This is a genomic window from Telluria sp. B2 (assembly GCF_051789535.1).
Lineage (GTDB): Bacteria > Pseudomonadota > Gammaproteobacteria > Burkholderiales > Burkholderiaceae_D > Telluria.
In genome coordinates this window covers 2,572,487-2,592,686 of record NZ_CP196525.1, presented here as the reverse complement: position 1 = coordinate 2,592,686, position 20,200 = coordinate 2,572,487, and the positions used below count along the sequence as shown (strand labels likewise).

18 protein-coding genes are annotated in these 20,200 nt (G+C 65.7%); 5 read left to right on the top strand and 13 right to left on the bottom strand.

What is annotated here, in order from left to right:
- Window positions 1–30: 30 nt before the first annotated feature.
- Window positions 31–2,247: a molybdopterin-dependent oxidoreductase gene (locus ACSUZJ_RS11575; RefSeq protein WP_499416223.1), complete on the bottom strand. Its 2,217-nt coding sequence runs from the start codon at window positions 2,245–2,247 to the stop codon at window positions 31–33.
- Between the two features lie 297 nt (window positions 2,248–2,544).
- Between ACSUZJ_RS11575 and ftsZ the strand changes: the two genes are divergently transcribed.
- Window positions 2,545–3,672, top strand: a complete 1,128-nt coding sequence (gene ftsZ, locus ACSUZJ_RS11570) for a cell division protein FtsZ (RefSeq protein ID WP_499416221.1) — start codon at window positions 2,545–2,547, stop codon at window positions 3,670–3,672.
- 188 nt (window positions 3,673–3,860) lie between these two features.
- Here the strand turns inward: ftsZ and ACSUZJ_RS11565 are convergent, their stop codons facing one another.
- The 4 genes from ACSUZJ_RS11565 to guaB all read right to left on the bottom strand — a co-directional run bounded on the left by ACSUZJ_RS11565 (window position 3,861) and on the right by guaB (window position 9,039).
- A complete protein-coding gene (locus ACSUZJ_RS11565; protein ID WP_499416219.1) occupies window positions 3,861–5,219 on the bottom strand; it encodes an MFS transporter in 1,359 nt (452 codons plus the stop codon).
- Between the two features lie 148 nt (window positions 5,220–5,367).
- Complete coding sequence (locus ACSUZJ_RS11560; protein WP_499416217.1) at window positions 5,368–5,568, bottom strand: hypothetical protein; 201 nt, start codon at window positions 5,566–5,568, stop codon at window positions 5,368–5,370.
- 241 nt (window positions 5,569–5,809) lie between these two features.
- Complete coding sequence (gene guaA, locus ACSUZJ_RS11555; RefSeq protein ID WP_499416215.1) at window positions 5,810–7,420, bottom strand: glutamine-hydrolyzing GMP synthase; 1,611 nt, start codon at window positions 7,418–7,420, stop codon at window positions 5,810–5,812.
- 158 nt (window positions 7,421–7,578) lie between these two features.
- Window positions 7,579–9,039 carry an IMP dehydrogenase gene (guaB, locus tag ACSUZJ_RS11550; protein ID WP_499416213.1) on the bottom strand — a complete coding sequence of 487 codons (1,461 nt, stop codon included), beginning with the start codon at window positions 9,037–9,039 and terminating at the stop codon, window positions 7,579–7,581.
- Window positions 9,040–9,189: 150 nt separating this feature from the next.
- Between guaB and ACSUZJ_RS11545 the strand changes: the two genes are divergently transcribed.
- Entirely contained in the window at window positions 9,190–9,747 is a 558-nt protein-coding gene (locus ACSUZJ_RS11545; RefSeq protein ID WP_499416211.1) for a DUF4124 domain-containing protein, read from the top strand.
- Between the two features lie 56 nt (window positions 9,748–9,803).
- Here ACSUZJ_RS11545 and ACSUZJ_RS11540 read toward each other — a convergent pair whose 3' ends face one another.
- The 3 genes from ACSUZJ_RS11540 to ACSUZJ_RS11530 all read right to left on the bottom strand — a co-directional run bounded on the left by ACSUZJ_RS11540 (window position 9,804) and on the right by ACSUZJ_RS11530 (window position 12,001).
- On the bottom strand, window positions 9,804–10,970 hold the full coding sequence (locus tag ACSUZJ_RS11540) for a GGDEF domain-containing protein (protein WP_499416209.1): 1,167 nt from the start codon (window positions 10,968–10,970) through the stop codon (window positions 9,804–9,806).
- 265 nt (window positions 10,971–11,235) lie between these two features.
- Window positions 11,236–11,577: an RnfH family protein gene (locus tag ACSUZJ_RS11535; RefSeq protein ID WP_499416207.1), complete on the bottom strand. Its 342-nt coding sequence runs from the start codon at window positions 11,575–11,577 to the stop codon at window positions 11,236–11,238.
- Window positions 11,570–12,001 (bottom strand): type II toxin-antitoxin system RatA family toxin, encoded by a 432-nt coding sequence (locus tag ACSUZJ_RS11530; RefSeq protein ID WP_499416205.1) that lies wholly within the window; start codon window positions 11,999–12,001, stop codon window positions 11,570–11,572. Before ACSUZJ_RS11530 ends, ACSUZJ_RS11535 begins: the two co-directional genes overlap by 8 nt.
- Window positions 12,002–12,108: 107 nt before the next feature.
- Between ACSUZJ_RS11530 and smpB the strand changes: the two genes are divergently transcribed.
- Complete coding sequence (gene smpB, locus ACSUZJ_RS11525; protein ID WP_499416203.1) at window positions 12,109–12,558, top strand: SsrA-binding protein SmpB; 450 nt, start codon at window positions 12,109–12,111, stop codon at window positions 12,556–12,558.
- Between the two features lie 203 nt (window positions 12,559–12,761).
- Here the strand turns inward: smpB and ACSUZJ_RS11520 are convergent, their stop codons facing one another.
- The gene (locus ACSUZJ_RS11520) at window positions 12,762–13,928 is read right to left on the bottom strand and encodes a multidrug effflux MFS transporter (protein WP_499416201.1); all 1,167 of its coding nucleotides are present in this window, start codon (window positions 13,926–13,928) and stop codon (window positions 12,762–12,764) included.
- A gap of 187 nt (window positions 13,929–14,115) precedes the next feature.
- Between ACSUZJ_RS11520 and ACSUZJ_RS11515 the strand changes: the two genes are divergently transcribed.
- Window positions 14,116–15,360, top strand: a complete 1,245-nt coding sequence (locus ACSUZJ_RS11515; protein WP_499416199.1) for a glycoside hydrolase family 1 protein — start codon at window positions 14,116–14,118, stop codon at window positions 15,358–15,360.
- Between the two features lie 20 nt (window positions 15,361–15,380).
- Here ACSUZJ_RS11515 and lepB read toward each other — a convergent pair whose 3' ends face one another.
- The 4 genes from lepB to ACSUZJ_RS11495 form a co-directional block, all read right to left on the bottom strand.
- A complete protein-coding gene (lepB, locus tag ACSUZJ_RS11510) occupies window positions 15,381–16,052 on the bottom strand; it encodes a signal peptidase I (RefSeq protein WP_499416197.1) in 672 nt (223 codons plus the stop codon).
- Between the two features lie 86 nt (window positions 16,053–16,138).
- Window positions 16,139–17,404: an FCSD flavin-binding domain-containing protein gene (locus tag ACSUZJ_RS11505; protein WP_499416195.1), complete on the bottom strand. Its 1,266-nt coding sequence runs from the start codon at window positions 17,402–17,404 to the stop codon at window positions 16,139–16,141.
- 16 nt (window positions 17,405–17,420) lie between these two features.
- Window positions 17,421–18,371 carry a quinoprotein relay system zinc metallohydrolase 2 gene (locus ACSUZJ_RS11500; protein ID WP_499416193.1) on the bottom strand — a complete coding sequence of 317 codons (951 nt, stop codon included), beginning with the start codon at window positions 18,369–18,371 and terminating at the stop codon, window positions 17,421–17,423.
- Window positions 18,372–18,386: 15 nt separating this feature from the next.
- Window positions 18,387–19,262: a quinoprotein dehydrogenase-associated SoxYZ-like carrier gene (locus tag ACSUZJ_RS11495; protein ID WP_499416191.1), complete on the bottom strand. Its 876-nt coding sequence runs from the start codon at window positions 19,260–19,262 to the stop codon at window positions 18,387–18,389.
- A 179-nt stretch (window positions 19,263–19,441) separates the two neighbouring features.
- On the opposite strand from ACSUZJ_RS11495, the gene ACSUZJ_RS11490 reads away from it, so the two are divergent.
- Window positions 19,442–20,170 (top strand): pilin, encoded by a 729-nt coding sequence (locus ACSUZJ_RS11490; RefSeq protein ID WP_499416189.1) that lies wholly within the window; start codon window positions 19,442–19,444, stop codon window positions 20,168–20,170.
- The last annotated feature ends 30 nt before the right edge of the window (window positions 20,171–20,200 follow it).

The window sequence follows — 20,200 nt, the reverse complement described above, 5'->3', positions numbered from 1 at the left end:
AGGTCTTTTATTTCGATCCGACAGGGCGCCTCAAAGCGGCGCCATCTCGACCGCCACGCCGGACAGGACTGCGTTACCCGACAAGGGATCGCGCAGTTTCTCGTCGAGCAGCGCGTTCAGGTTGACACCGGGTCGCTCGGCCGCTACGCCAAGACGGGTGCCGGCCAGGTCGTGGCCCCAGCCATGGGGCAGGCTGACCACCCCGGGCATCATCTCGTCGCTCACTTCCACCTGGACGTCGATGCGGCGCGCGCCATTGCGCAGCTGCGCCATGCCGCCATCGAGCAGGCCGAGCCGGGTGGCGTCCAGCGGATGCACCAGCGCCGTGCAGCGATAAGCACCCTTGGCCAGCACCGGCAGGTTGTGCATCCAGCTGTTGTTCGAGCGTAGCTGGCGCCTGCCGATGATGACGAGATCCGGCGCGGGCGCGGCGAGATCCGCTGCCACGCGCGCGAGGTCATCCAGCAGCATGGGCGGCGCCAGTTCGATCTTGCCGGACGGCGTGCGCAAGGCTTCCGGAATCCGCCGGGTCATCGGTCCCAGGTCGATGCCGGACGGGGCTTCCCCGATCTTCTCCAGCGTGAGGCCGCCGGGTACCCGGCCGAACCCGTCGCCGTAAGGGCCGGTACGCAAGGCCAGGTCGAGCAGGCGTTGCGGACCGCGCTGCGGGGCCAGCGCCGCCATCACCTGCGCGGCGGCCGGACCGAAGGCCTTGTCCAGTTCCTGCTCCAGCAAGGCGTCGTCGAACGCCTCGATGTCGGCCCCGGCGCCCTGCCCCTGCGCGATCGCGGCGATGCGCAGCAGGCTCTCCCATTCATCGGGCTGGCCGGGCTGGCGCGCCAGCACCGGCGGGCTGTAGCGCGCGTGATTGCGGTGCGAGAACTGGGTGAAGGTGACGTCGTAATGGTCGTCCTCCAGCGGTGACGGCCCGGGCAGGATCACGTCGGCGTGGCGCGAGGTTTCGTTGAGGTAGATGTCGAGGCTGACCATGAACTCCAACCGGTCCAGCGCGGCGGCCAGGCGCGGGCCGTTGGGGCTTGAGAGCACCGGATTGCCGGCGATCGCGATCAGCGCCTTGACCTGTCCCGGGCCGGGCGTCTCGATTTCCTCGGCCAGGCAGGTGATCGGCAGCTCGCCCGCCACCTCGACGGCGCCAGACACGCGCGAACGATGGCGGCCGCTGACGACCCCGCGGCCGACGCCCGGCTTGCCGCGTGTGTTGGCGCCGAAAGCCGCCGCCTTGGGGAACATGGCGCCGCCCTCCTCGTCCAGGTGGCCGGTTAAAACATTGATCACGTCGATCAGCCAGGAGCACAGGGTGCCGAACTGCTGGGTGCAGGTGCCGATGCGGCCGTAGATGGCGGCGCGCGGTGTGGCGGCGAGCGTACGGGCCAGGCCGCGGATGGTGGCGGCATCGATGCCGCAGCGCGCGGACACACGTTCGGGCGAGTAGTCCACCACCGCCGCGGCAAGCTCCTCCAGCCCCTTGCAGTGCGCGGCCAGCCGGCCCGGCCGCACCAGGCCTTGGTCGAACAGCGCCTGCACCATGCCGAGCAGGAAGAAGACATCGGCGCCGGGACGAATGAAATGGTGGGCATCGGCCACCTCCGCGGTCTCGGTGCGGCGTGGGTCCACCACGACCATCCTGCCGCCGCGTGCGCGCAAGGCCCTGGCCTTGCCACGGAAGTCAGGCACGGTCCACAGGCTGCCGTTCGACACCATCGGGTTGGCGCCGAGGACCAGCAGGAAGTCGCAGCGTTCGATATCGGGGACGGGAACCGACAGCCAGGTGCCGAACATCAGGCCGCAAGAGAGCATCTTCGGCACCTGGTCCACGCTCGAAGCCGAGAACATGTTGCGGGTGCCCAGCGCCCTGGCCAGGCGCGGGAAGTAGAGCATCAGGCTCATCTTGTGCGAGACCGGGTTGCCCAGCACGGTGGCCACCGCATCCGGCCCGCCGGCCGCGATGATGGGCGGCAGGCGCCGCTCGATCTCGGCATAGGCTTCATCCCAGCTGGCTTCGACGAACCTGCCGTCGCGCTTGATGAGGGGAGCGCGCAAGCGGTCGGGGTCGTCGTGCAGGTCCTTCAGGCCGATGGCCTTCGGGCACAGGAAGCCCTTGGAAAAGACGTCGTGCTGGTCGCCGCGGATGCGGACGACGCGGCCCTCCTCCAGGTCCAGTTCAAGACCGCAACTGGCTTCGCAGAAGGGGCAGATACGGTGGGCAACTGCGGTCGGACTGGTCATGGCGATCCTTTGGAAGGGAAAAGCGAACGGTCGTCCGATTGTGGGTCAGGGGTGGCAAAAATGTCAAGCGGCTGGCGGAGGCAGCCTGGTTGCCGGCGTCGGCGCGAACGTTTGCCCTGCCAGCCCTTGGCGGCGATTGCACCGGCTTTTACAAATGGTTTCGATTGAAACGTTTACACGCTTTATCGTGCGCGCCTCAGCAAGTAGTCTAACGGGCTCGGCATTTGCCAGCACTGCTCACGGCAGATGCGGCAAGTGCGCGGGCGGTGCCCGCTATTTCTACAAACGGAGTTTTCCTTGTCCGAAACAAAAGTTCCTCATCCGGAAACGGTCGTCAAAATCATCGGTGTCGGCGGTGCCGGCGGCAATGCCGTCAACCATATGGCATCGATCGGCCTGTCGACCTTCGAATTCATTTGCGCGAATACGGACGCGCAAGCCCTGTCGAATACGCATACCGAAAAACGCATCCAGCTTGGCGAGAGCGGCCTGGGCGCCGGCAGCGATCCGGTGGTCGGACGCGAAAGCGCCACCCGTGAACGCACCCTCATCGCAGACGCGCTCAAGGGCGCCGACATGGTGTTCATCACCGCCGGCATGGGCGGCGGCACCGGCACCGGCGCCGCCCCTGTGGTCGCCGAAGTAGCGCGCGAGCTGGGGATCCTGACCGTCGGTGTCGTGTCGAAACCCTTCGAATTCGAAGGTCCGCGCCGCATGCGCGTGGCCGAAGAAGGCATCGCCGCGCTGGCACGCTGCGTCGACTCGCTCATCATTGTCCTCAACAGCCGCCTCGAGGAAGTCCTGGGCGACGATGTCACGCAGAAAAAGGCGTTCGCCGCCGCCGACGAGGTGCTCAGCAAGGCGGTGACCGGCATCGCGGACATCATCGCCGTGCCGGGGATGATCAACGTCGACTTCGAGGACGTCCGCACGGTCATGCGCCAGACCGGCATGGCGATGATGGGCACTGCCCAGCATGCCGGCGACGACCGCGCCGCCAAGGCGGCCGAGGAGGCCATCGCATGTCCGCTGCTCGATGGCGCGAACCTGCGCGCCGCTCGCGGGGTGCTGGTCAACATCGCCGCATCCGAGGAAACGCTGAAGCTGCGCGAAACCAAGCTCGTGATGAACACGATTTGCGCACAGACCAATGAAGACGCCGTCATCAAGTTCGGCGCGGTCTTCGACGAGACGCTGGGCGACGCCATGCGGGTGACCGTGGTGGCCACGGGGCTGAACCGGCCCAGCGACTTTGCGCTTGGGACGAAACGGTCGTCGATTTCGCGCGTAGGCGGGCAGGCACAGCCGGTGCTGCGCCAGGGCGTATCGCATGCGGCAGTCCGGTCGGTGTCGGTTCAGCAGGAAATGCGGGGTGGATCCTTGTCGCGCCAGTCGACTTCGCCGGATGGAGGGAATGCTGAGTAAAGCTGAAGGCGAGCGTGCCCAGCCCCTACGGCATGATGTTCGACGAGGTCCAATGCGTAGTCCCTGATTAAGGGCTGCAAGGACGAACAGTTTCGCATGGTCGGCCGCAGCGGCCTGCTCGCCTCACCGATCGGAAACGGACGAGCGCGCTCGACGGCGAACGTCCGGATCCGATCAGCCTGGCGCTGTCAGTGGACGCTCACCTGCGACCGAAGTGCCAGCCCAGCCGAGGGCTTGCCCCCTTCGCCGAAGAGTTTTACCAGCAACGCAGCTGCCGACACCAGGGCCGCTACCGCCAATACCATGAATACCTGGCTGAATTCGAGCTCACGACGCGACAGTTCTGCGACCAGCAGGGAGCCCGCAATGCCGCCGAAGCGCCCCACGCCCAGCATCCAGGCGACGCCGGTTGCGCGGCCATGCGTGGGATAGAAGGCGGCCGCCAAGGCGGGCAGTGAAGACTGCGCCGTGTTCATCAGGGCTCCCGCGACGAACACGGTTACCGTCAGCAATCCCAGGCTGCCGACGACCTGGCCGATGGCGAACACTGCGCAGGCCGTGAGTACGAATCCGATCGCGATGACGCGATTGGCGTTGTACCGGTCCATCAGCCAGCCGAGCAGGATGGCTCCAACCCCACCAAGCGGGAACAGCGCGGAAATCAGGGTGCCGGTCTGCGCCGGCAGTCCGGCTTCCTTGAACAGCACGGGCATCCAGTTGATGAGCGCATAGAAGATGACCAGGCCCATGAAGTAGGCCAGCCACAGCATCAGGGTCCCCATCAGATAGGGTTTGGAAAACAGGATGCCGATGCCGCCGGCGCTCGACTTGGCGCCTTGTTCACCCATGACAAAGCTGCCTGCCTCCGCGGCCGAGGCATGGATACGCTGCAGGACCGCACGGATGCGCGCCGTCGACATCTTCTTGGCCACCATGTGACGTACCGATTCGGGCAGCAGGAAGGCCATGCAGACGAGCAAGACCAGTGGCGCCACGCCGCCCAGGATGAGGACGCTGCGCCAACCCCACACGGGAATCATCCAGGCCGCGAGGAAGCCACCGAATGCAGCTCCCAGCGGGAATCCGCAGAACATCGCATTGGTAATGGTCGAACGGCGTACGTCCGGACAGTATTCGCTCATGAGCGTGACCGCATTCGGCATGGCGGCTCCCAGGCCGATGCCGGTGATGAACCGCAGTATCGTCAACTGCTCAAGCGAATAGGCAAAAGCGGAAGCACCGCAGGCCGTACCGAAAATCAGCACCGAACCGAGCAGCACCAGACGGCGCCCCAAGCGGTCGGCCAGCGGGCCCGCAATGAGGGCGCCCGCTGCCAGGCCGAACAAGGCGGCGCTCAGCACGGGCGCCAAGGATGGCTTGTCCACGCCCCACTCCTTGATCAGGGAGGGAGCAATGAAGCCAATCGCCGCCGTATCGAATCCATCGAGCAGGACGACGATAAAACAGAGGGTGAAGACGCGCCATTGAAATGAGGAAAAGGGGTGACGGTTGATGAAACCGTGGATGTCGAGCTCTTGCTTAGGCATGCATGTCTCCGCTATGCGCACAGTGGCGTGTGCCAAATGGATGTGAGGATTCACGGCTGTTGATCGCCGTTCGATTGGGGCCAGCTTAGCGATGCGACGTTCGATAGTCAATCATTTGTGCGGTAGGCGAACACAATTTGCAAGTTCGTCACTGAGTCGGATTCCGAACGCGCTCGTTCCTGGCGCTGGCCGCGGGCTTCGGCGACGTTCCCGGCAAGCCTGTGGAGATACACAAAAATGATCGGCGATAATGGCAGGTCTCACTGCCATTCTTGTAGACTTCGGTCAGTACACGCGACAGCAGGCGCACGCCGAAGATCGCCAGCTCATTCCCGATCACGATCGGCATCGGGTGCGCCGGCATTATCATGACGGTGTGCTGGCCGGCCGGCAGCGCGGGAAATGTGCTGCAGATATCCTGCAACCGCTAGCTCGCTTATAAGCCAGTGTCGATTTTCGCCAGCCGTAGCGAATGGCGATCTCGCTATCGTTACAGATCGCTTGTGGATCGGGAAAGTATAAAAAAAGCCCCTGTGCAAGAGGGGCTTTTTTTGGATTAATTTGAGGATCACGAGCTACTCAGGCCGGATTTACTCCCACTCAATCGTCGCCGGCGGCTTCCCCGAAATATCATAAACAACGCGGTTCAACCCACGCACCTCGTTGATGATCCGGTTCGACACCTTGCCCAGCAGCGAATGCGGCAAATGCGCCCACTGCGCCGTCATGAAGTCCAGCGTCTGCACCGCGCGCAGCGCAACGACGTACTCGTAGGTACGGCCGTCGCCCATCACGCCCACCGATTTCACCGGCAGGAACACGGCAAACGCCTGGCTGGTCGCCTCGTACCAGTTCACCGGCGCCTTGCCCGGATCGATCCCGGCCACGGCCGGCAGTTCGAACGGGGTGTTGCGCAGTTCTTCGATGAAGATGGCGTCCGCTTCGCGCAGCAGGTCGGCGTATTCCTTCTTCACTTCGCCGAGGATGCGCACGCCCAGGCCAGGGCCCGGGAACGGGTGGCGGTAGACCATGTTGTGCGGCAGGCCGAGGGCGACGCCGAGCTTGCGCACTTCGTCCTTGAACAGTTCGCGCAGCGGCTCGAGCAGTTTCAGGTTCAGGGTTTCCGGCAGGCCGCCCACGTTGTGGTGGCTCTTGATGGTCTGGCCCTTCTTGCCCTTGCCGGCCGATTCGATCACGTCCGGGTAGATCGTGCCCTGCGCCAGCCATTTCGCGTTGGTCAGCTTGCCGGCTTCCCGCTGGAAGACTTCGACGAATTCGCGGCCGATGATCTTGCGCTTCTGCTCGGGGTCGGTCACGCCGGCCAGGTGGCCGAGGAACTGGGCTTCGGCGTCGATGCGGATGACTTTCACGCCCAGGTTCTTCGAGAACATGTCCATGACCATCTTGCCCTCGTCCTTGCGCAGCAGGCCGTGGTCGACGAACACGCAGGTCAGTTGGTCGCCGATGGCGCGGTGGATCAGGGCTGCGGCCACGCTCGAGTCGACGCCGCCGGACAGGCCGAGGATGACTTCATCGGTGCCGACCTGCTGGCGGATCTTCTCGACGGCTTCGCCGATGTAGTCCGGCATGTTCCAGTCGCTCTTGCAGCCGCAGATCTCGTGCACGAAGCGGCCGATGATGGCTTCGCCCTGGGTCGTGTGGGTTACTTCCGGGTGGAACTGCAGCGCATAGAAGCGGCGTTCCTCGTCGGCCATGGCGGCGACCGGGCAGGAGTCGGTCGAGCCCATCAGCTTGAAGCCTTCCGGCATTTCCAGGACCTTGTCGCCGTGGCTCATCCAGACCTTCAGCATGCCGTGGCCTTCGCTTGTCACGAAGTCGTTGATGCCGTTCAGCAGTTTCGTATGGCCGCGGGCGCGCACTTCGGCGTAGCCGAATTCGCGGACTTTACCGTTCTCGACCTTGCCGCCGAGCTGGGCGGCCATGGTCTGCATGCCGTAGCAGATGCCCAGCACCGGCACGCCGAGTTCGAACACGGCTTGCGGGGCGCGCGGGGAGTCGCCTTCCAGGGTGGAATTGTGGCTGCCGGACAGGATGACGCCGGATGCGCCGTAGTTGCGCACGAAGTCGTCGCCGATGTCGTAGGGGAAGACTTCGGAGAAGACGCCGGCGTCGCGGACGCGGCGGGCGATCAGTTGGGTGACCTGGGAGCCGAAATCGAGGATGAGGATTTTGCTGTGCATTGAGTGCGATATAAAGAAGTAATCCGGGCGGGTGGTTACCTGCGGCGTCGCGGTCGATCATATCGTGAGACCGCGTGGGCACAGGTGCCCACCCTACAAAAGCGGGTGCCGCGCTACGCGGCAGCCAATACCAAAAGCGGCCGTTTCCGGCCGCCTGCTTATTCCGAACGGTAGTTCGGCGCTTCCTTGGTGATCTGGACGTCGTGGACGTGCGACTCGCGCATGCCCGCGGAGGTGATCTCGACGAATTCCGCTTTTTCGCGCAGTTCGTCGATCGTCGCGCAGCCGCAGTAGCCCATCGACTGGCGTACGCCGCCGACCAGTTGGTAGATGATCGCCAGCACGCTGCCCTTGTAGGCGACGCGGCCTTCGATACCTTCCGGCACGAACTTGTCGGCCTTGGCGGTGACGTCCTGGAAGTAGCGGTCGGCCGAGCCTTCGGCCATCGCGCCCAGGGAGCCCATGCCGCGGTAGGACTTGTAGCTGCGGCCCTGGTAGAGGATGACTTCGCCCGGCGCTTCCTCGGTGCCGGCGAACATCGAACCCATCATGACGGTCGATGCGCCTGCCGCGAGGGCCTTGGAGATGTCGCCCGAGAAGCGGATGCCGCCGTCGGCGATGCAGGGCACGCCGGTGCCGGCCAGGGCTTCGGCCACGTTCGAGATCGCGGTGATCTGCGGCACGCCGACGCCGGCGACGATACGGGTGGTGCAGATCGAGCCCGGGCCGATGCCGACCTTGACCGCGTCCGCGCCGGCCTCGACCAGCGCCTTGGCTGCGGCGGCGGTGGCGATGTTGCCGCCGATGACGTCAACGTGCGGGTAGTTATCCTTGATCCATTTCACGCGGTCCAGGATGCCTTGCGAATGGCCGTGGGCGGTGTCGACCACCAGCACGTCCACGCCGGCCTTGACCAGCAATTCCACGCGTTCCTTGTCCTTCTCGCCCACGCCGACGGCCGCGCCGACGATCAGCTTGCCCTGCGCGTCTTTCGATGCGAACGGGTGCTCGTGCGACTTCAGGATGTCCTTCACGGTGATCAGGCCGCGCAGTTCGAAGGCTTCGTTGACCACCAGCACGCGCTCGAGGCGGTGCTTGTTCATCAGGCGCTTGGCTTCCTCGGTGTTCGCTTCCTCGTTGACGTAGACCAGCTTCTCGCGCGGGGTCATCTTGGTGCGGGTCTCGGCCTCGAGGTCTTCCTCGAAACGCAGGTCGCGGTTGGTGATGATGCCGACCACCTGCTTGCCCTCGACGACAGGGAAGCCCGAGAAGCCGTGCTGGTGCTGGAGGGCGATGACGTCGCGGATCTTCATCGTCGGCGGGACGGTAATCGGGTCGCGCAGCACGCCGGCTTCGAAACGCTTCACACGCGCTACTTCTCTAGCCTGGTCGGCCGGGCGCAAATTCTTGTGGACAATGCCGATGCCGCCTTCCTGGGCCATCGCAATCGCCAGGCGCGCTTCGGTGACGGTATCCATCGCGGCGGACAGCAGCGGGATATTCAGCGAGATATTCCGGGTCAGCTTGGTGCGGAGGGAAGTGTCGGCCGGAAGAATATTGGAGTAGGCCGGGACGAGCAGCACATCATCGAACGTGAGTGCTTTTTGGAGTAGACGCATAGCATTTTCCTATAGGCGCAAAAGCGAATTATACAGAAACCTGTGGTTTGCGTCGCGCGTCGCCGAAAAAATGGTCCCGGCCTCAGCGTCGTCGATTGACACTGCCGGCGAATCATGGCGAAATCTAGAATAGTTACGTAAGGAAATACTTTGAAGACGCCTACCCTGCTCGCCCCTGCCTTGCGCCGCACCCTCGCGCTGGCGCTGATCTTCACTGCCGGCCTGGCCCAGGCGCAATTCGTCTGGGTCGCGCCGAACGGGACGCGTCATTATTCGGACCAGCCGCCACCGCCAGGCACGCCACTGGCGCGCATCATCAAGGCGCCGGGCCTGCCGGCCATCTCGCTGCAGGCGGCCACCACCCCTGCCCCGAAACCGGCGCTGCCGGCAGCGGGCGCTGCCCCGGCGCCGGCCGCGGACCAGCCTGCCGCGAAACCGAAAGGGCCGCCGACGCTGGCCGAGCGCGAAGCGGATTTCCGCAAGCGCCAGAAGGAGAGCCAGGAAGCCGAGCTGAAGGCGCAGGAACAGGCGCGCCTGGAGGCGGCCAAGGCCGAGCACTGCGCGGAGGTGCGCAAGGCCAGGCAGATGTACGACTCGGGAATCCGGATGGCCGAAGTCGGGCCGGATGGCCAAAAACGCTACCTGACGGACGCCGAGCGCGCCCAGCGCAGCGCCCGCGCCGGCGCAATGGCTGCCGAGTGCCGCTGAGACGCCGGCGGTAACCCGCCGGGCCGGCTCGGGTCCCGCAGTCCGTTCAGGCCGCTTCAGGCCTCGCTGGCGCTGCACGCGCGTATCGCCGCCGGCAGCGTCGGCGTGCACACCACCCGGTTGCGGCCGCCCGTCTTGGCGGCATACAGGGCCTGGTCGGCGCGCGCCATCAGGCTGGCGAAGCCCTCCCCCTCTTCCAGCATCGCCACGCCGATACTGACGGTGTAGGCGACGCCGACCGTCGACGGCGCCACCTGCACGGCACGGTCGAGCGTCGCGCGCAGGCGTTCGGCCACGGCCTGGGCCGTATCGAGGCTGGCATCCGGCAGCAGCACGGCAAACTCCTCGCCGCCGATCCGGGCGCAGTAATCGATCTTGCGCACCACGTCCTGGGTGTGCCTGACCAGGTCGCGCAGCACCTGGTCGCCCACCCCGTGCCCGTAGGTGTCGTTGATGCGCTTGAAGTGGTCGACGTCGAACAGCAGCAGGCCCAGGCCGCTGCCGTGGCGCCGGGCGCGCGCGAGCTCGCGTTCGGCGAAGGCAAAGAAGGCGCGGCGCGAGGGCGCGCCGGTCAGGTGGTCGTGGTCGGCGGCGTAGGCGGTCTCGGAGAGCACGCGGGCATTGGCCATCATCACCGCCCCCAGCGTCAGGGCCGGCAGCGCCAGCGTGCCGAGGGCGAAGAAGATCAGGTTGTACACGGCCGGTTCCAGCAGCGACACCGCCGCATAGGCGTCTACCGCATAGAACAGGCCGCGCGCGGCGTGGATGAGGCCGAGCACCAGCGCAGCGCCGCGCGTGAAGGCGAAGGGGTAGCGCAGCCGCGCGTCCTGCGATACCGGCACGGTCGCGAAGATCGCGAAACAGACGGCCGCATGGTAGATCGACACCGACACGACGCGCATCGCCAGCGACTCGACCAGGGAGTGAAACACGACGACGCCGGTAAACGCGGCCAGGCCGCCGGCCACGAGGCGCCCGCGGGGCACCGGCAGGCCGAGATGGCGGCGAAAGCCGGCGTACATCAGGGACACGGTGACCAGATAGATGCCGTTGGCCGCTTCGATCGAGAGGAAATCCGGCACCACGCCGCGCGCAGCGAACAGCAGCAGCGCAAGGACCGCCAGCCCGTTGGCCTGCTCCCACTCGCGCACTCCGTCCACCTTGCCGCCGGCGAGCGAAGTCAGGACCAGCAACATGACCACCGAAAAGGCGGTGGTAACCAACAGGAGACTCAGGGCACTCAGCATCTGGCAGGCAAGCGGCGGAAGGAAAGCGGCAAGGCCGCGCGAAGTCCGGCCCCCGATCCGATGCTGGCCCTGCCGCGGGAAAGCGGTCAGGCACGCCCGTGTTCGACCCAGGGGAAGTTCGTCATGATAGCAAGAAACAACCTATTGGTCGCCACTTGGTTGCACAGTTGTAACTAAATATCACCAGATCGGGTGATACTCATGCTATGCAGCCGGCATGGGCGCGGAAGTCCTGGGCGGCTCAGGCGGGTCGTGAGCCGGCCGCTTCCTTCTTCGCCGCGCGCTTGCGGCGCGAGTCCTTGGGATCGGCGATCAGCGGCCGGTAGATCTCGATGCGGTCGCGCTCGCGCAGCACGGTGTCGAGGGTTTTCTTCTTCGCGTAGATGCCGACCGGCTGGGTCACCAGGCTGATCTCGGGAAACTCGACCAGCACCCCGCTCTGCTCGATCGCCTGGCCGATGGTCGTGCCGGGCTCGACGCGCATCGGGCGCAGGAACTCGCGCTGCGGCGTCGCATAGCAGACGTAGACCTGGAGCATCTCGCCCCCCACCTGAGCTTGCAACTCGGCCCGCATCTCACCCATAGACCGCCTCGGCGCGCTTGCAGAAGGAATCGACCATGCTGTTGGCGATCATGCCGAACACCGGGCCCACCAGCTGCGCCAGCAGCACGCTGGAAAACTCGTAATGCAGGTCGAAGTCGATCTTGCAGGCGTCGGCGCGCAGGGCCTTGAAGTTCCAGGTGCCCTCCAGCATCTTGAAGGGGCCGTCGACCAGGTGCATCTTCATCTGCGTCGGACGCTGGTTGTGGTTGGAGGTGGTGAAGCTCTGCTTCACGCCGTGGAAGTTGATGGCCAGGCTCGCGACCAGCTTGTCCTCGGTACGCTCGATGAGCTTGACGCCGCCGCACCACGGGAGGAACTTCGGATAATCTTCCACCTTCGCGACCAGATCGAACATCTGCTCGGCGCTATAGCCTAAGAAAACTGATTTGTGCACTACTGCCATTGGTCAACCGTTTGTTATGATGTTGGATAAGTTGCATTTCGCTCGCGTTTTACATTTTGCAAGCGCGACAGCAGTAGTTTAACCGACCCGCGAATTTTCGCTATTTCATGAGCATTGTTGACAATAAGAAAGCATTTTTCGATTACTTCATCGAGGACCGCTACGAGGCCGGCATCGTGCTGGAAGGCTGGGAAGTCAAGGCGATCCGCGAAGGCCGGGTCCAGATCAAGGAAGCCTATGTCGTCGTGCGCGGCAACGAGCTGTTCCTGTTCGGCGCCCACATCAGCGCCCTGACCACCGCCTCGGCCTTCAGCCACCCGGAAGCCCTGCGCACGCGCAAGCTGATGCTGCACCGCGCCGAGATCGACAAACTGGTCGGCAAGGTCGAGCGCTCGGGCTATACGCTCGTGCCGCTGAACCTGCATTTCAAGGGCGGCCGCGTGAAGTGCGAAATCGGTCTTGCCAAGGGTAAGAAGCAGCACGACAAGCGCGCCACCGAGAAGGACCGCGACGCCAAGCGCGAGGTGGATGCGGCGATGAAGCAGCATCGGCGTTGATGTGTTGTGCCGCGGCCGGCGTGGTCACAGCAGGATCGATCGTCGCGACCGATCGCATTTCACCTATCGACGCGTGGACGGGGAACCCGTCCACCCTACGGGTCAGCGGCGGTCATCCCCGTAACGCAAGCAGCAGGACGTAGGGTGGACGGCTCTGCCGTCCACGCGTTCAAGCGGCCTGAAATCAGCCGCAATAAATCGCCTCAGGCGAGCTTGCTCGCCCGCCACGCCAGGAAACTGAGCACCAGCCCCACCCCCACCCCGCAAGCCAGCAGGAAGGCGCTCTCGAACAGCAGCGGCGCCACCAGCCCCGACACCAGCGCGAACGACATCATCTGGATGAAGCCCAGCATCGACGAGGCCAGGCCGCGGTTGTCCGGGAACAGCGACAGCGCCGTCATCTGGATCGCCGGCATCGCCACCGCCAGGCCGAAGGTATAGATCGCCAGCGGGATCACGGCCCAGGGCACCGCCGCCGGGAACACGGCGTTGTAGCCGATGTTGAGCACCACCGCCAGCGCCATGGTGCCGAAGCCGATCCATTTCAGCTTGAGCGGCGCGATCTTCGCAGCACGCTTGCCGCCCCAGGCGGAGCCCAGCACCATGCCGCCGATCAGGGGAATGAACATCCAGGCGAAGGCCGTCTCCGGCAGGCCGAGGATCTCCATCACGAAGTTGGCCGCCGAGCCGATGTAGAGCGAGAGGCCGCCGAAGGCCAGGCCCACCGACAGCGACAGCAGCAGGAATTGCGGATGGCGCAGCACCTTGCCGTAGTTGCGCGCGATCGTGCCCGGATGGAAGGGCTGGCGCTTCTCGACAGGCAGGCTCTCGGGCAGCATTTTCAGGCACAGCAGGATCAGCGAGGCGCCGAACACGGCCAGGAAGACGAAGGTCGCGCGCCAGCCGAAGTGCACATGCAGCCAGCCGCCCAGGATGGGCGCGATCGCCGGCGCCAGGCCGAAGACCATCATGATGTTCGACATCATCTTCTGCGCTTCGGCGCCCTTGAGGCGGTCCTGCACGATGGCCTGGCCGATCACCGAGCCGGCGCCGGCGGACAGGCCCTGCAGCGCGCGGCAGGCCAGCAGCATGCCGAAGGTCGGGGCAAAGGCCGCGCCGATCGAGGCGATGGTGTAGAGCACGAGCGCGGCCAGGATCACACGGCGGCGTCCGAAGGAATCGGACAGCGTGCCGTAGAACAGCATCATGAAGGCGAAGGTGAACAGGAAGACGCTCAGCGTCTGCTGGACGGCGACCGCGCCGACGCCGAACTCGCGCCCGATGGCGGGCATGGACGGCAGGTAGGTGTCGATCGCGAGCGCCCCGACCATGCCGAGGCAGGCCAGGATGACGGTCAATAGTCGGTACATCGGGGGGGCTTTCTGGAAACGTGGTGCACCGCGACAGGCGGCGCACGGCCCGCGATTGTACAGATATTTCCGTCAACACATCGGGGGCCGCCTCGGCCGGCGCCAGGCTCGCGCCGCGCCATGCCGGGAGTGCGGCATCATCCTGCCATGGCAAGCCCGAGCCCCCCCTTGGACAGAGGAGAATCGCATGGTGCAGCGTCCCGGTATCTTCCCGACCTTCTTCCTGTCGGGTTTCGAATGCTCCAGCTTCCTGTGGAAGGACCGCGCGCGGCGCAACCTGATCGCGGAAACCGCACACGACCGGCACGCCGCCGAGGACTACCGGATCCTGAACGAGCTGGGTATTGCCGTTGCGCGCGAGGGCATCCCGTGGCCGCTCGTGGACCGGGGCGGAGAATACGACTTCGCCCCCATCCTCCCTTTCATCGAGGCCATGAACGCGTCGCGGATCACCCCGATCTGGGATCTCTGCCACTACGGCTATCCCGAGGATCTCGATCCGTTCTCGGAGGCCTTCGCGGGGCGCTTCGCCGCCTACTGCCGCGCCGCCGCCGGGTACGTGCTGCCGAAGGTCCGCGGCCCGCATTTCTTCACGCCGATCAACGAGATCACCTTCTTTTCGTTCTGCGCCGGCGAATGGGGCTGGGCCGCGCCCTACCGTTGCAGCCGGGAGGACAGGATGCGCCTGCGGGTGGCGCTGTGCCGGGCGGCGATCGCCGGCGTGAAGGCGATCCGCGAAGTCGATCCGCAGGCGCGCATGGTGCACATCGATCCGCTGGTGCGCGTGGTGGCGCCGCGCGACCGTCCCGACCAGGCCGAAGCCGCGCGCCACGAAACCGAGGAAGATACCTTCCTTGCCTGGGACATCATCGGCGGGCGGGCGCATCCCGAGCTCGGCGGATCGCCCGAGATCCTGGACATCGTCGGCGCGAACAATTATTCCTTCGGGCAGATGGAATACCGCGAGCATGGCCCGCATGCGGCGCTGCCGCCCGGCGACGAGCGCATCGCACCGCTGTGCGAGATGCTCGCGACGGTCTGGGAACGCTACCGCCGGCCGATGATCATCGGCGAAACAAGCGGGCTCGGCCACGGCCGCGCCAGCTGGCTGCGCGACGTGATGGGCGAATCGCTGGCGGCGGTACGGCGCGGCATGGACCTGCAGGGCATCTGCCTGTTTCCGGCGGTCGACATGCCGGACTGGCATACCGGCGACTGGCTCCACAACGGCATCTGCGACCTGGTCGAAGCGGACGGCGACCTGGCGCGGGTGCCGCACCAGAGCTATGTCGACGAATTGCGGCGCTGGCAAAACGAACTGAACCGGGTCACCCGGGTGGACGAGGACCCGACCAGCGACCCGGTGGAACTGCAGGACGTGATCGATGCCGCCTACCGGCTGGACATGCGGCCGGACAAGGACTGGCACTGACGCTTGCGCGCGGCGACTGCTCAGTCGCGCAGCGACATCCCAAAGCGATCGAAGCGCGGCATCCAGTTACCGAGCGTGTCGGCCGAGACCAGCACGCGCTCGGCGCGGCCGATCAGGTGGTCGCGCGGAACGAAGCCGATGTAGCGCGAGTCGGCGCTGTTGTCGCGGTTATCGCCCAGCATCAGGTACTGGCCGGCGGGCACCGTCACCGGCCCGAAGTTGCGCATCGGGGTCCGGATCTGCGGGACGAACTGGACCTGGCGCGTCTTGCCATCGATCTGCTCGCGCACGCGCAGCGCCGGCACCCGGGCCTCGCCGATCGCTTCGACCACGGTCTCGACCGGTCCCCACTGGGCCTCCTGGCCGTTGATGACGAGGCGTTCGTTGCGCAGCTCGACCACGTCGCCGGGAACCGCGACCAGGCGCTTGATCAGGCGGGTGCCGTCCTGCGGGGAATCGAAGGTGACCACGTCGCCGCGCTGCGGCTCGCCCGTGTGCGCCAGGATGCTGTTCGTCAGCGGCACCTTCAGGTCATAGGCCAGGCGGTTCACGAACACCACGTCGCCCTCGAGCAGGTTCGGCCGCATGGACGAGGACGGAATCGGGTTCCAGTCGGCGACCGCCGTGCGGAACACGCCGAACAGGCAAAGGAACAGGATGAAACCCTTGTTGGCGCGGATGAGGTCCTTCATGCAAGTCTCCAGGCAGGTGGATCGGGGTGGTCGATGTCGACTTTATACCGGGAGTTTCTTTAAGGATGTTTAAGCCTTCGACAACACTAAGCAAGCGCGTCGGTCCAGATTCTCCGTGCCCAGGCATCGGCATCCTCGCCTTCCTGCGCCGACGGATGGTCCGACAGGATGCCCGCGGCCACGGGCTCCATGCTCGTCTTCACCGGATCGTAGCGGTACAGCGTCGAGATGCGCATCGCCTGCCTGTCGTCGATGAAGCTGTAGCAGGTATTGTCGAAGGCCGGCGCCGGGTCCGGCGCTTCGCCCAGCATCAAGGCCACCACGGCCTGGGCGCAAATCTTCGCCTGGGCATTGGCCATGTGCGCCGACTTGGGCAGGCCGGCGTCGATCGCATCGCCGATGACGTGCACGCGGGGCAGGCGCTTCGATGCGTAGCTGAGGAAGTCGACTTCGCACCAGCGCCCTTCGGCGGTGGCCAGGCCGCAATCGAGCGCGATCCGCCCTGCCCGCTGCGGCGGAATGAAGTTCAGCACATCGGACCTGACCGTATCGAACACGGTCCTGACGGTCTTCGTCGCCACCTCGACCTGCTGCACTTCGCTGCCCGGCACGTACTCGATCATGTCCGGATACAGCTCGCGCCAGGCCCGCTCGAACAGGATGCGTTTCGAGGTGATCACGGGGTTGGCGTCGAGCACCACTACCTTGGAGCGGGGCTTGTGCGTCTTCAGGTAGAACGCCACCTGGCAGGCACGCTCGTAGGGCGCGGGCGGACAACGATAAGGCTGCGGCGGAATCGCAATCGTGAAGACGCCGCCGTTGGGCATGTCCAGGAGCTGCCGGCGCAGGTTGCGCGTTTGCGGCCCCGCTTTCCAGGCGTGGGGAATCTGCTGCTGTGCGCGGGCCAGCAGCGGGAAAGCATCGAACATGAAATCGATGCCGGGAGCGACGATCAGCCGGTCGTACGGCAGCTTGTGTCCTGCCACGACGATGCGGCGCCTGTCGGCGTCGATCGCCGTCACGCGGCCCTGCACGAACCGGACGCCATGGGCGTGCCGGAGCGCGTCGTAGCCGAAGGTAAGCTGCTCCAGCGTTTTCTGGCCGGCCAGCACGCGGTTGCTGACCGGGCAGGAAACTAGCGCGGGGTGCTGGTCGACCAGGGTGACGTCGATGCGCCCGCCGCTCAGGATGCGCACATACTTGGCCGCGGTCGCACCGCCAAAGCCGGCGCCGACGACAACGACGCGCCCGATCCTGGCCGACGGCGCACGGCCGGCCTTGCCGAGAGCCGCGGCCATGGAGGAACCTGCCTGCCCGGCCAGCGCCAGCCCAAGGAAATCACGCCTCCTCATCACCAACTCCCATCACCTACTCCCACTCCAGGGCCGGGTAGATCAGGCTGACGTTGCGCCGGTTGACGGCATCGAAGAGCTGCCAGTGCGCCCGCTCGGAAGCCGCCGCCGTGTCCATCGCCTCCTGCATGCCGCCGCCGCCGCGGATGCTCGCCCTGACATCCCGCAGCAAGGCACTCAGGTAGTCGCGCTGCCGGGCCAGGGCGCGGTTCTTGTCGCGGACGACAGGACCGTGGCCGGGAATCGTGTTGACGGCGGCCTGCCCGGCCAATGCCTCCGTGGCGCGCAGCCAGCCCGCGAGGTCCCCATCGATGGAAGGCGTGCGCTCGATGAAGAGCAGATCGCCGGTCCACAGCGTGCCGCTCCTGACGTCGAAGACGGTCAGGTCGTTGTTCGTGTGCGCGTCCGGCCAGGCGGTCAATTCCAGCTTGCGCCCACCCAGGTCGAGGATCAGGCGCTGTTTCACGGTCTCGTCCGGGGCGACCAGCCTGCTTTTCCCGGCCTGCTCGCCCAGTTCCCTGTTCAGGTTGCGCAAATAGGTGTCGCTGCGCGCGCGCATTGCCTGGGGCAGCCTGGCGTGGCCGACGAGGCGCGGCGCCGGCCCGGATCCGGTCGCATCGGCATCGACGAAGGCGGCGTTGCCGAACACGTGATCCGGATGCACATGGGTATTGATCACATAGCGGATCGGCAGCCGGGTCACTTGCCGTACCGCTTCGCGCAAGGCTTTGCCGACGGCATACGAGCCGCCGGTGTCGATGACCGCGACAGCATCAAGGCCGACCACGAAGCCGATGTTGGCGATGTCGCCGTCGTAGCCCTCCCCGAAATCCTTGTGCTGCCCGATGTGCACGTAGACGCCCGGCGCGACCTGGCTTACCTGCAGCGGCGCCGCGCCCAGGTGCGCGCAGGCGCATGCCAGCAAGCAGGCCGCAAGGATCAGGCGCCGCATCCAGCCTCCACGCATCTATTTTCCACGCATCTATTCTCCGATGTCCAGCGCATGGCGGAAGCTCCCGCCTTCGTTGTCGCGGATGGAGACCTGCAGGGCGCCGGGTTGGCGGGCGAGGAAGCTGAACTGGATGGACGGGTCTTCGCTGATGCCGATATAGGTGTCGGCCTTCATCACCGGCTTGCCGTTGTAGCTGACCTCTATCTTGTTGATGAAAAAGGCCGGCCGGAATCCATTCGTTGCCAGGTCGCGCTGCAGGCCGGTGTACATCGGGTGCTTGATCAGGAGCCTGGCCTTGTTGACGCTGCCAGGCCTGAATGGCCCGTCGAGCGCCATCTTCATTTTCCCGGCCGCCGCCATTGCCGCCGCGTTGTCGCCTGTCGCCGGACCGCCGCAACCGCCGGCTGCCCGCACGACAGTCGAATTCACGTAGAATCTGCCGTCGCTCGCTTCGGCCACGACATGCACGGGGGAATCGATTTCAAAGCGGATCCTGGTCGCGATCTCCGCCTTGCCGCTTTCGGGGGTAAAGTGGAAGACCGCCGTCAGCGGCACCGGGTTCTCGTCGACGATCAGGGTCACCGACTTGATGTACTGCTTGTCAGTCATCGGATGATCGATGCTGAAGGCGAATGGCACCTGTTCGCCGCTGGGCGCGCGCGCCGGTGCGGTCAGGCGCACGAAAGCGGCGGACTCCAATTGTTTGCCGGGAAAGTAAGTCTGCTGCAATGCTGCCCAGTTCGCGTCTGCGGCCTGGGCCTGCGCTTGGGCTTGCGCCTGCGCCGATGGCGGGCAGGCCGACAATGCCAGGATCGCGAGACTGAAGAAACAGCCTGCACCCCGCGCCGTCCGTGGGCGCGTCCTTATCGAGCCGGGCTGTATCCATGCGTGGAGCGCTGATTTCATGCTTGACACCAGGGCAGGCAAAGAGGGGCACATATGGAACCGCATCGTCGAGCACGGTGCGCTGCAGCCGCGGGCAGACATGCGATTCGCCGACACGATGACTATAACGCAGGAAACCGCCCGCATGAGCAGGATTTCATGCCCTTTTACAAAACTTCTCAAAATAGCAACAGTAAGCCATGCCAGACAATCTCGACCTGCCAAGCGCAGCACCCACACCCGAGGCGTCGCCCGATGCCGGGACCAACACTTCCGGCCAGGGCAAGCGGCATCCGCTGCCCGAAGGCGTCGCCGGCTGGTCCTGGGGCGCGTTCCTTCTCAGCTGGATCTGGGCAATCGGAAACCGGACCTGGTGGGGCCTGCTCGGCCTGATCCCGGGCGTCGGCCTGGTCGTGCGTGTCGTGCTCGGCATGAACGGCAGGCGATGGGCGTGGCGGAACAGGCGCTGGGACAGCGTGGCGCACTTCAACCGGGTGCAGCGGCGATGGAGCGTGGCGGGCACAGTCGTGGGCCTGGCCCTGGCCGGTCTCGTGGCGGCGGTCGCGCTTCCGATCCACCAGGACAGGCAGCTCAGGCAGGAACTGGAAACCGCGCTCGCGCATGCCAACAAGGCCGCGCAGGCTATCGGGCGCCATATCGAATCGAACGGGTCCCTGCCCCGCAGCCTGGGCGAAGCCGGGTTCAGCGAGCCGCTCCCGGCCAGCATCGAGCACCTGGCCATCGATCCTGGCAGCGGGCAACTGAAGGTGATGGTGAGCGCCGCTTCCCTGCGTGGCAAGGGCTTCTATTTAAGGCCCACGACCGGGGCCGACGGCAAGGTGAGCTGGCGCTGCCGGCATGGCGAGGTTCCCGCACGCCTGTTGCCGAAGCAGTGCGGCGACAACCCCACCGGCGAACTGGAGCTCTGAGGCAGCGGCGCCGGCGGCCCCCGTCGAGCC